The 11614-nt window shown below is 38.5% G+C and carries 12 protein-coding genes; 2 read left to right on the forward strand and 10 right to left on the reverse strand.

Going from position 1 to position 11614, the window contains the following annotated elements; all coding sequences use genetic code 11:
- Both FGL89_RS04835 and menB read right to left on the reverse strand, forming a co-directional pair.
- Positions 1-789 carry a carbon-nitrogen family hydrolase gene (locus tag FGL89_RS04835; RefSeq protein ID WP_014973563.1) on the reverse strand — a complete coding sequence of 263 codons (789 nt, stop codon included), beginning with the start codon at positions 787-789 and terminating at the stop codon, positions 1-3.
- A gap of 101 nt (positions 790-890) precedes the next feature.
- Positions 891-1724, reverse strand: coding sequence for a 1,4-dihydroxy-2-naphthoyl-CoA synthase (gene menB, locus FGL89_RS04840; protein WP_014973562.1), 834 nt, complete (start codon positions 1722-1724; stop codon positions 891-893).
- 37 nt (positions 1725-1761) lie between these two features.
- On the opposite strand from menB, the gene FGL89_RS04845 reads away from it, so the two are divergent.
- Complete coding sequence (locus FGL89_RS04845) at positions 1762-2130, forward strand: PaaI family thioesterase (protein ID WP_014973561.1); 369 nt, start codon at positions 1762-1764, stop codon at positions 2128-2130.
- On the opposite strand, the gene asp3 is transcribed toward FGL89_RS04845, so the two are convergent.
- The 6 genes from asp3 to tyrS form a co-directional block, all read right to left on the reverse strand.
- Positions 2127-3164, reverse strand: coding sequence for an accessory Sec system protein Asp3 (gene asp3, locus FGL89_RS04850; protein ID WP_014973560.1), 1038 nt, complete (start codon positions 3162-3164; stop codon positions 2127-2129). The genes FGL89_RS04845 and asp3 overlap by 4 nt on opposite strands.
- Positions 3165-3169: 5 nt before the next feature.
- Entirely contained in the window at positions 3170-4696 is a 1527-nt protein-coding gene (gene asp2, locus FGL89_RS04855) for an accessory Sec system protein Asp2 (protein ID WP_014973559.1), read from the reverse strand.
- Positions 4697-6190, reverse strand: a complete 1494-nt coding sequence (gene asp1, locus FGL89_RS04860; RefSeq protein WP_014973558.1) for an accessory Sec system protein Asp1 — start codon at positions 6188-6190, stop codon at positions 4697-4699. It abuts the gene before it with no gap.
- Between the two features lie 180 nt (positions 6191-6370).
- Positions 6371-7234: an NAD(P)-dependent oxidoreductase gene (locus FGL89_RS04865; protein WP_014973557.1), complete on the reverse strand. Its 864-nt coding sequence runs from the start codon at positions 7232-7234 to the stop codon at positions 6371-6373.
- 8 nt (positions 7235-7242) lie between these two features.
- Positions 7243-8232 carry a D-2-hydroxyacid dehydrogenase gene (locus FGL89_RS04870; RefSeq protein ID WP_014973556.1) on the reverse strand — a complete coding sequence of 330 codons (990 nt, stop codon included), beginning with the start codon at positions 8230-8232 and terminating at the stop codon, positions 7243-7245.
- 60 nt (positions 8233-8292) lie between these two features.
- Positions 8293-9540: a tyrosine--tRNA ligase gene (gene tyrS / locus FGL89_RS04875; protein WP_014973555.1), complete on the reverse strand. Its 1248-nt coding sequence runs from the start codon at positions 9538-9540 to the stop codon at positions 8293-8295.
- A gap of 471 nt (positions 9541-10011) precedes the next feature.
- On the opposite strand from tyrS, the gene FGL89_RS04880 reads away from it, so the two are divergent.
- On the forward strand, positions 10012-10689 hold the full coding sequence (locus tag FGL89_RS04880; protein WP_243129491.1) for a DUF975 family protein: 678 nt from the start codon (positions 10012-10014) through the stop codon (positions 10687-10689).
- Between the two features lie 108 nt (positions 10690-10797).
- Here the strand turns inward: FGL89_RS04880 and FGL89_RS04885 are convergent, their stop codons facing one another.
- Both FGL89_RS04885 and FGL89_RS04890 read right to left on the reverse strand, forming a co-directional pair.
- Positions 10798-11061: a bacteriocin immunity family protein gene (locus FGL89_RS04885; protein ID WP_014973553.1), complete on the reverse strand. Its 264-nt coding sequence runs from the start codon at positions 11059-11061 to the stop codon at positions 10798-10800.
- Between the two features lie 127 nt (positions 11062-11188).
- On the reverse strand, positions 11189-11593 hold the full coding sequence (locus tag FGL89_RS04890; protein ID WP_014973552.1) for a GtrA family protein: 405 nt from the start codon (positions 11591-11593) through the stop codon (positions 11189-11191).
- Positions 11594-11614 lie beyond the last annotated feature (21 nt).

Here is an 11614-nt window from a genome sequence, read left to right on the forward strand (position 1 = left end):
CTATTGATATAACTCTGGACGACGATCTGAAAATACTGGTATTTCACCGCGAACATCTTGTTCGTCATTAGTATTAATCTCTGCCACTAGTAGCGTTTCCTCTTCACCAGCCTGTTGTACGATACGCCCCAACGGATCAATAATGAGCGAACTTCCACCGAAAACATTATGATCATCATATCCGACACGATTAGCTGCCACAACAAATGCTTGGTTTTCAATAGCACGAGCTTGTAATAAAATTTGCCATTGATTAATACGTTGAATTGGCCATTGTGCCGCAATATACAAAATTTCTTGTGGACCTGGCGCCATAATTGTTCGTAACCACTCAGGAAATCGGATATCATAACAAATGGCACCAGCTGAAGGGACACCAGCAAGCTTAAAGCTATTAGTTTTAGTGCCCGAAGTTATATACTGGCCTTCATTCATTAATCCAAATAAATGTAATTTATCATATTCTTGAACTTTTTGGCCATTCTTGTCAAAAATATACATCGTGTTATAGAAATCACCATCACGCAAAATAGCAACAGATCCGCCAATAATATTAAGTTGATAAGTTTTGGCTAATTGACTTAACACCTGTTGACTATTAACACCATCCACATCCGCCAAAGTATCCAATGCAGTCAATGCATAACCTGTATTCCACATTTCAGGATAAATTAAAACATCAGCACCCGCGTCTGCAGCTTTTTTGGCATAATCTGTGATTGTTTTTTGGTTAATTTGGGGCTGTCCTAACGCAATATCAATCTGCGCAATCGCAATTTTTAATTTCATGAATGTTACCTCTTGTGTGTTATTCTGCATTAAATGAGACGTTTTGTCAAATTAAATGATTTTTTATTCATTTTAATCAAATAAAAAACGCCAACGGCGTTTTAAGGAAACTTGGGAAATTGATCAAAGTTAGGGTCGCGCTTTTCTTTGAATGCGTCACGGCCTTCTTTGGCTTCATCACTTGTATAATATAGCATCGTCGCATCACCAGCAAATTGTTGCAACCCAGCTAACCCGTCTGTATCGGCATTCATAGCTGCCTTAATAAAGCGCAATGCCGTTGGTGACTTAGTTAACATCTCATCTGCCCATTCTATTGTTGCTTTTTCAACTTCTGCTAGTGGGACAACCTTGTTAATCCAATTCATTTGATAGGCTTCTTGGGCTGTATAAAAATGATTTAAGAACCAAACTTCCTTGGCACGCTTATGTCCGATGACACGGGCTAAGTAACCTGATCCATAGCCTGCATCAAACGAACCAACCATTGGCCCTGTTTGCCCAAATTTAGCGTTATCAGCAGCAACCGTTAAATCTGCCACAAGCTGCAAAATATTACCACCACCAACTGACCAACCTTTAACCATCGCAATAATTGGCTTTGGGATGATACGCATCAGACGTTGTAAATCTAACACATTCAAGCGTGGAATGCCATCGGATCCAACGTAACCCCCATTACCACGGACTTTTTGGTTGCCACCTGATGAAAACGCTTGATCACCGGCACCCGTCAAAATAATGACACCGATATTATTATCATCACGCGCAATCGTAAAAGCTTCGATCATTTCAGTTACCATACCTGGGGTAAACGCATTGTGAGTTGCGACATCATTCATTGTGATTTGAGCAATTTTACCAGGATTTTCACCATCAGCATTTGTTTCAAATAAAATTTCATCATATTGTTTTACGGCGTTCCAAGTTGTCATGTGTTATACTCCATTCAGAAAGGGGAATTTTGTTCTTATGAATATTATAGAACTTTTGGGATTAAAAACTACCTTATTATCAGCAGAAAAAACAATTGTCGAAGTTGACGTCAGTGATAAATTGATGCAACCATTTGGCATTGTGCACGGTGGTGTTAATGCCCTCATTGCTGAAACAGCTGCATCACTAGGTGCAAATGAAGCAACAGATGAGCATCAGATACCTGTCGGTGTTGATATACACACACACCATTTAAAAGCCGTCAAATCTGGACATCTAATCGCTACTGCGACGCCGATCAATATCGGCCATACGCTACAAATTTGGTCGGTGACTGTTATTGAAAGTCAGCACAAACAGCAAACAAGCATTAGTACTGTGACGCTGATGAACAAAACACGTTAGTTATGACTATCTTTTTTGAAAAAATTGCGTAGTGGCTTGTTTTTTGACTGCATTGCTTTCAATTCATTTTGTCTTTGTAATTCTTCAGGTGTTGGTGTGTCATAGTCTAACGTAGCTAATCGTTCAGCCTGTGGCTGTTTAATCAGTAGTTTAACCGTATCGTTAGGCATCATTGGATTACGAAGATAGTTAACGCCCTCGACTGACCGTGTGATAGCTAATGTTGGCGTTGGTGCTAGATCCACATCTTCACTAATAACAGCAAAGCTACCCTTGAATTGACTTTGATAATACAAAGCAGCATAACTAGATATCGGACCATAGCCAATAAATTCGACTTGATGTGCGTGAGCTTGCTTACGTGCTTTTTTAATTGCTGTCATAATGGCATTTTCGTTTGCTCGATAGAAGCCAGCATCAATTTCACTACTAGCGATATACTGTACCGCTTGATGCGTGAGTTTAACCCAATCAGACATATAATCAGTCACATATCGCTCTGGTTCAGAAAAAATCACACGCAAAGTTTTTGTCATGATTTTTTTCGGTTGTTGCAAGTAACTGTACAATCTTGGTGCCAATGTCTCATCATCATCACGCAGAATGCCTTTTTTGTGTGGGCGTATCACGAAATCATGGAAAACAAAACTACCATTACCTGCAGAAACTAAATCAATTGTGTAAAAAGCATACTCATTTGGCACTGTAATCGTTACTTCGTCACTATTTTGACTATTTGTTAGCAATGGTTGATGGTCTTTGTCAAAAAAAGTAACCACTAAATAAGCAAACATGCGCTCACTATTATCAATATGACGCGCAATGGTATAAGTTTGTCCCTTTAATAACCGTGGTAGATCCGATATGCGTTTTTCACCAACATAATATTGTTGAGAATGCCAAGTTGCAATAATTTGACCACTTGGTAAAAAGTAATGTTCGTAATAAACGTCGTTGACAGACTTAAAATCTACCGTCGCACCTTGTAACTGATGTAGTTGCGTTTGCGGTGTCCAATACATGTGATATTGCATAAATATTACTGGTCCTCCTGACGCATATTATCTCTTGCCTTTTTAAGTTCTGTCATAAAAAAACTGATCATTTCTGGGATTTTATCGGTGTGACTACCGACTGCTGTCACATGAGTTACTGTAGCTTGTTGTGCTGTAAAAAAATCATTTAATTGCAACAAACTATTACCATCATATTCATCTTGCGACATCGTGAATAATGATATTTTGATCTTTGACCAATCAATATTTTGAATATGTTGCCAGAGTCGTTGATCCAATTCTTCTGTATCCTCTGGATTCATACGCCCAACTAAGTAACGTCGTACATCCAATATCCAATCTTGGTTGAAAAGTTGTGCAAATTCTGCCTGACTAGTAAATGTTCCTAAATTCAGGATTGGTTTGGCTATCATAACGGCTCTAGGTTTAATATCAGCAGCATAATACAGTGCCGGAAAACTCCCCATGGAACCGCCTGTTAGAATGACATCTTCTGGCTTCAAATTTAATGTTGCCATCGCCTTTTTAATCATGTCAATCACTGCTTGTTGATAAACGGGTGTCCCAATATCAAAGGCGCCACCTTGTATTCTTGAATCGGTAAATAGTAAGTAGGGTGTCCCTAATTCATCTAGAGATGTTTTCATTTCAAAAGCATCGCCATGTAAACGTAAACCAGAGAAATTGACAATAAGCGGTGCCTGACGGTCACCTGGATTAAAGTAACTTAATATTTCTTCATTTTCAGTGGTTAAATGCCAATCATCCCCCGGTAACAGCATCCCCAATCCATGTCTTGACCGTCGTTGATGTAGGGCATGCAAGTCAATTAATCCCTCTCCTCGTGCAAAAACAAGAATTTGATAAGCTTGATAATCCTGCAACCCCCCCACTGTTGTCAGTTCACGCAAGGCTGCACCTTCGATAACCTGTATCGTTTGAATATCATTATTTTTATAAAAAACAAATTGCACTTGTACTTCAACTGACCCTGTTTGACTGTAGTCTAACCAAACTAAATTTGCTTGTGTTGAGGTAAAATCAGTCTCATAAGTTTGAAGCGTTCCAATCTGTTGCCATTCCAAACCAAAGTTACCACTATATTGTGCTGAAAAACGACCTTCACGTTTAAAATGAATGCCTTCTGATGGCAGTGGTAAAAATTGTGCTTCACTAAAACGCGTTGAAAAACCAATTTGTTCGGAAGATAGGTCGTTTTGGATACATTTATTAATTGCTTCAGGTGTATTCTCTTGGATAAAGAAGGCACGTCGTTCATCCAAAACAGCTTGAAATTCAGGTGTGACTTCGTGCGCGAAATATAGGGTTCGTAATGGTGGCCAAGCATCGAGCTGGCTAGATAATAATGTACTGTCTAACACGTCGTCTGTCAGCACAACATAGCTTTGTTCCAAGACATAAGGGTCTTTTTGAAAGGCTAACATCGTCGGTAAATCTAAAATAGATGTATATTGCCAGTCAATATCTTTTGACTGCATTTTAGGGGTCCAATCATCGGATCCAATTTGAAGAACTGAAATATTTGACATTTACTTCTGGTGACCCCCTTGTTTGATTTTATTGAAAACTTGCTGCCATTTAATCCAAAGCATTTCCTCATTTGACGCCTGACTCATTTCAATTGCAACTACTCTGGATTTATCAACGTTAGCATAGTCATCAAGATAAAAATGTAATGCTGTTGGTATTTGTTCGTCGTTTGTGACTAACTGACCGTTTCCTCCGGGCACCATATAGTCTGTTTGAACGCGGTTAATTTGTGGTATGCCATAAGTTAATGCTGTTGCCTGCAAATGATGATCTGGTATGTCGTCAAGATCAATCAATAGTCGTACATTGCTCATATAACGCTGACGGCTAGCTTCATTTTGTGGTGGTAAAAATTGAAAGCGAGCTTTGTAAGACTGCTGACTATTTTCATCAATAAGACCATGCTCATTAGCTGCTGACAAACTTGCTGCCTCAATCATATCATCATATACTTCATGGTTTTGGGACGTCTCAACCAATAATATGACATTTGAATAATGCGCCACTATCTGACTTACTATTGAAAATACTGCCACTGTTAATTCTTTCGCTGACCAATAAATCGGAACGATTGGCATTGTTGCCTGAGAACTCGCTTTTATGTCCGTAACATAAGGTGGAATAACCATCATATCATCAGACTGATAGCCATGCTTTACAATAATTTCTGATTGTTTTAATGTATCTACAACAGAGAAGTCAACTTGTTCGGGTTTTTCCAGCAAGACATGACGTTCTAATTGTGCCCTAGTACGTTGTGCTTGATAACTGAAAATAGTCGGTTGTTGGGGTGACACATGTTTAACCAAAAACTGAGTAAGTTGGCTCTGAGCAAAAATGAGATAATCTGTCTCGGGCACATGCTGCAAGTGATCATTTAATGCAGCAGCTAATACTTGTGATAAATTATCAAAATGTGTTTGCATTGTCCAAAGTTGTTTTGTTACCACGTGACCTGTTTCAAGATCTTGTTGCATTGCTACTTGTCCGCTCGGTGTCAAATAATCCACTTTTGTAGCGCTGTGATTCTCTTTATCAAAACTTGTCACACGCGACACAAACCCGCGATCATCAATCATTAATTCTTGTATACGTTGATTATCACTCATTAAATCAATACGTTCAAAACGAGAACGTGTTAACATATCTAACCAGACAGTGGCATAATGTGCATCCGCTACGCGAACAATAACACGATCTGGCAAATCAATAAACTGCGCACCAGCAGGCCAAGAAAAATCCATTAAAGCTACAGGTTTGACCGCCTGCAACCGTACTTGCTGCAAAAAATCATATACGGACCATGTCGATACAGCTTCAATATTTTTTTCCGCTAGAATACCACGTAAATTAGGTAAAAAATCAACTAAAATTAGTTCTACCTGTTGATTTTGTGATAGAAAAAGCTGTGCTTGGTGAATGGAATCATTAAATTCTGGCAATATCATGCTGTAATCATGCCAATCGGGAATAATATGCAATGTCATTGTCATGTATAACCTCTTTATGTACGGCGCATACGCGCCTTTTAAAATCAGCAGCAAAGTTGTTCGACTTTGCTTACCATCAAACCTATCGATATAAAACTATTATACCAATTATTCTTATAATTTTTGAAATGAGTCATAATAAAATATGTTTCACGTGAAACATGATAGACAAAAACCACTCGTTTACTGGAACTGCTGCCATAATTTAACGATGGCTTGCACACCTTCATCACCGTGATCCTGACTCAGTTTCTCAAATAAGCTTTCGGCTAACTTGGTGCCAGGTAACTCAATGTGCATTTCGGCTGCTGAATCCAAAGCGATGCGTAGATCTTTAAGCAAATGCTTCGCATAAAATCCCGCAGCATAATCACCTGTCATAACACGGGGCATATAATTATCCACTGACCAAGAACCGGCAGCACCAGCACGCCAGACATTGTAAGCTGATGTCATATCCAAGCCAGCAGCTTTGGCATATACCATCGATTCAGCCATTGTAATCACAGTCGCCGCTACACCGATATTGTTACTCATTTTCATATGCTGGCCTTTACCAGCTGAACCTGCATGTACAATTTGCTGGCCAATGTCTTTCAGCACAGGGCGCAATGCCTCGAATGTTGCTGTCTTACCACCGACCATAATCGATAACGTGCCATTTTTAGCCCCAATATCACCACCAGAAACTGGGGAATCTAAGACTTGAAAACCTAATGATTCACCTTTTTGGGCCAATTGTTCAGCTAATTTTGGGGTAGAAGTCGTCATATCAACTAAAATATCCCCTCGACTCGCACCCGCAAAGACACCATTTTTACTCAGCCAAACTTCTTCAACATCACGTGGATAACCAACCATCGTAAAAGTAATCTGCGACTGCTGGGCAACCGCTTTCGGTGTTTCTGCCCATACGGCACCATGAGCAAGAACTGGCTCAGCTTTGGCTGGCGTACGATTATAAACAGTTACCTGGTGCCCCGCCTGCAATAAATTATTGATGATGCCAGTACCCATAACGCCTGTCCCAATAAATCCAATATGCATAAGCTTTTTCACCTCAAAATTTCATTTTCCGTGTAACCATCATTTGCTAGGGTAACCGCATCGTTTAAGGCTATTTCCACCATGTTCTTAATGGCTGTATTGGTATAAAAAGCAATATGTGGTGATAAATAGAAATTGTCCAACGCGGTCAACCGTTGAATGTTTTCAGGTAGGTCGGATAGTGACTGCTTTTGATCCATAAATTCATTTTCGTTTGGTGTTACATCAAACGCCGCACCATATAATTGACCTGATAATAAAGCATTTTCTAAAGCAGTCATATCAACTACTTCGCCTCGTGACATATTCAACATAATTGTACCAGGTTGAATTTTGTCAAAAAAGTTTTGATCAGCTAACCCACGTGTTTCATCATTTAATGGTGTATGAAAACTAATAACATTGGCACGTGATAAAGCATCGTCCAATGTCGTGTACTCAACAAATGCCTCATTTTGTGCATGATACACTGGATCCACTCCTAATACTTTGGCTCCCAATGCATGCAGCATTTGGGCAAAAGCCGTACCAATACGACCAACACCAATTACTGCAACTGTTAACTGATAAATTTCACGCGCTTGACCACCAGCAGCCCAAGTATAATCACCAGTTGCCATGGCTCGGTCAAACTTTTTGTTGTGACGCAATACATTAAAAAGTTGTGTCAAAGTATATTCAGCAATCGCACGGGGAGAATAAGCCGCAACATTAGACAAACGAATATGGTTTTCAAAAGCAGCTGGTAAATCAAAAACATCATACCCTACTTGACGCAAGGCAATTTGCTTGATACCGTATTCATTTAATTTTTTGTAAACTATTGCCGGAATCGCTGTAGTTTGTTGACTAGAAACCGCATCAAAATCTTTTGCTAAATCAACATTATCTTCAGATAATGGGCCAACTTCTCTCACAACTTCATGCCCAGTTTTAGTTGACCAAGCTGTCATAAAAGGTACTTCTTCTTCAACGGCATTATACATTAAAATTTTCATATTCAAGCTCCTTTTCATCCACAATATATCCAAAAACGCTCGCCTAAAGTGTACGCCTTCTTACTTCACTTTACCTAAGAAATACTTTTTCTTACCTCGACGGACTAGTACAAATTGACCATCATAATGTGTCGAAGGATCAATGTCTGCTGTGACGTCTGTCATCTTATCACCATTGACAGTAATTGCGCCATTCATGACATCTTCACGTGCTTGGCGTTTTGATTTTTCCACACCACCAGCCACCAAGAAATCAACAACATTCTTAACTTCAGCCGCTGTATCAAAACTAGGTACCCCACCAAAGGCATCAGCAATTTGTGCTGCTGATAACTCAGCTACATCCCCATTAAACAACGCCTTTGATAATGCTTCTGCTTCCTCAACTGCTGCTTGACCATGAACAAATCGTGTCACTTCTTGCGCCAAACGACGTTGTGCTTCACGCGCACCAGGATCGGTTTTAACAGTTTGTGCTAAGGTTTCAATTTCATCTGGTGCCAAAAAAGTAAAGTATTTCAGATATTTCACAACGTCTTCGTCACTTTGATTCAACCAGAATTGATAGAAAGTGTATGGCGATGTCTTCTCAGGATTTAACCAGATGGCGTTACCTTCTGACTTACCAAATTTTTTACCTGTTGCATCTGTCATCAAAGGAATTGTTAACCCGTACGCATTGGCGTCACTACCTTCAAGTGAATGAATTAAATCAACACCTGATGTGATATTTCCCCATTGATCCGAACCACCAATTTGCAATTGCACATTCTCACGACGCCATAATTCATGAAAGTCAATTGCTTGCAAAATTTGGTAAGTGAATTCTGTGAAAGAAATACCTGACTCCAAACGTGAAGCAACAACATCTTTTTTCAACATGACATTGATAGAAAATAACTTACCATAATCACGTAAAAAGTCAGTTAATGTTAATTTACCTAGCCAGTCGTTGTTATTAACAATGGTCGTATTATCGTCCCCAAATAACTTCGTAACTTGTGTTGTAATACCTTTTTCATTGATTAACAACTGTTCTTGACTCAATAACTGGCGCTCAGTTGTTGGGCGCGGATCACCAATAGAACCAGTAGCGCCACCAACAATAATCACTGCTTTACCACCAGCATTCTGAAAACGTTTAAGTACCATAAAAGGAATTAAATGTCCCAAATGCAAAGAATCAGCTGTTGGGTCTGTGCCAACATAAGCCCCGATTTGTCCTGATTGCATGGCTTCTAACAAACCAGTTTCATCAGTCACTTGATTAAGCGCACCGCGCCATTTTAAATCTTCAATAAAATTCATATCTATCTCCTTATTCACGAAAAAGCCGTCCTATTTTATTCATCAATAAAATAGGACGGCTTTAACCGTGGTACCACCTAAATTGTAAGTCATCGGACTCACCACTTAAATCGCCTTATCGCGGCATACGTCATGTGTTTTTTATGTTGCGTAACTCGATAATATCCGCGGATTAGTTTACAGCAACCACTAACTCTCTTGATTTCGCGCCTGATATATCTTTATCAACTAATGATGGTTTTATTATAGCAGATAAATAGTTTGAGCGGTAATTTTAAAAAATATATTTTCGATTGCCTAGCCAAAAAATACCAGTACCAGTCCTTGCACCAGCTCTCTTTTGTTGTTATGATGTCATTAACTTAAGGAGAATGACGACTAATTATGATAACCACCCATTATATTAAACGCCACGCATGGCTACGCGTAACTAAACATTTTAAAACCGTTTTTTTAATATCACTCATCCCTATGATTTTTACAGTATTTGGTGTGACTATAAATCATCAAACAACTATTATTGACACCAAAGGTACCTTACCAAATGGTGCCAACTATAATATTTCATCAAACGAATTAGTCCATTTTTTAAATGATAATTGGTTTGTCATCTTAATCATTGGCTTGCTTGTTCTATTTATTACTTTATTGATCGGTATCATATTAACAGCTATTAGTGATTTCTTCACTGAAAGTGCAATTAGTGGCTTAATAGATTGGCGCGATGATGATAGATTACCTCATGATCCAATTAGAGCCGGTCTTCAGTTGCTGACTGGTGTTGCTTTCCGCATTGTGTTGTTGCGTGCCTTATATATTACACTATGGTCTTTCTTACTAATTGTCCCAGGTATCATCAAAAGCTTTTCTTATTCTCAAGCCCTGTACCTATACCGTGACGATTTACGTGCTGGTCGCCCAATTAAAAGTGCTAACGCCTACATCAAATCATCTCAATCATTAATCTACGGTTACAAAGGTCAACTCTTTGTCATGTACATTAGTCTGATTGGCTGGTATATATTAAATTTGATCACTTTTGGTATCGCTAATTTATTTACTTTACCTTATATTCTTGTCTTACGTTCAGAATTTTATATTGCACTACGCGCCACCACACCAGAACCAACCAAAACAACAATTTTATAGGTATTATAAAAAGGCGCAACGTTATTAGTAACTAAACTAATAACGTTGCGCCTTTTTAATATCATTCATCAGCTCGCTATCTAAAAACACACTACCTCAGTTCTCTATTTATCCCGTAGTGGCAATAGCTATGTAAAATTTATTGACAGCTGGACTCAATTTTGAACGATGGTCTAGCTGCGAAACTGCTAATTCTTTTACCGTCTTTACCAAATGCATCAACGCACTCTCAAAATTCTTACCTGATTCAATCGCATTTTTAAATGACAATAACGCAATACGTTCTTTCTCTAATGTCTTAGGATTTAAAATCAGGTCATATGCCTCATTTAACAATAGCTGCTCTTTACCTTGTCTCTTTTTTGAATTCATTATGATTCCCCCTCAAGTAACTTTCCTGTCACTCACATTCAAGTGAGTTATCCAGCACTATTGGCATATATTGTACACTTGTTTTATTTTGCCGTAAAGCATACATTGTCACATCTCAAGCTAAAAACTAAGATGTTTTAGTCTGAAAAATAACGCGTTGACTGAATATATAATTAACTAATACAACGACAATATTATCAATTACTTTCCACACAATTGGATTTTGTCGTAGTAACTGTACACCAAACCAAATAATAATCATCTCAACTAGTAATGTGATAACGCGCGCTGAAAAAAACAGACTCATTTCTCGAATAATGCCACGAAATGATTGTGACGATGATTGAAAAAACCAAATTTTGTTAGTGCTATAAGCAAATAGTATTGATAATAACCAAGAAATCACAACAGCCACTTGAATATTAGCATGCCATTCTAATAACATGTAATAAGAAAGAATATTAATAATGGTGGTCAACACACCAAATATAAGGTATAACATCACAGTACGGTATCGGTTTATTCTTTGCATGTTGTTCCCCTATTCTCTACA

It is taken from the genome of Leuconostoc carnosum, from assembly GCF_007954525.1.
Lineage (GTDB): Bacteria > Bacillota > Bacilli > Lactobacillales > Lactobacillaceae > Leuconostoc > Leuconostoc carnosum.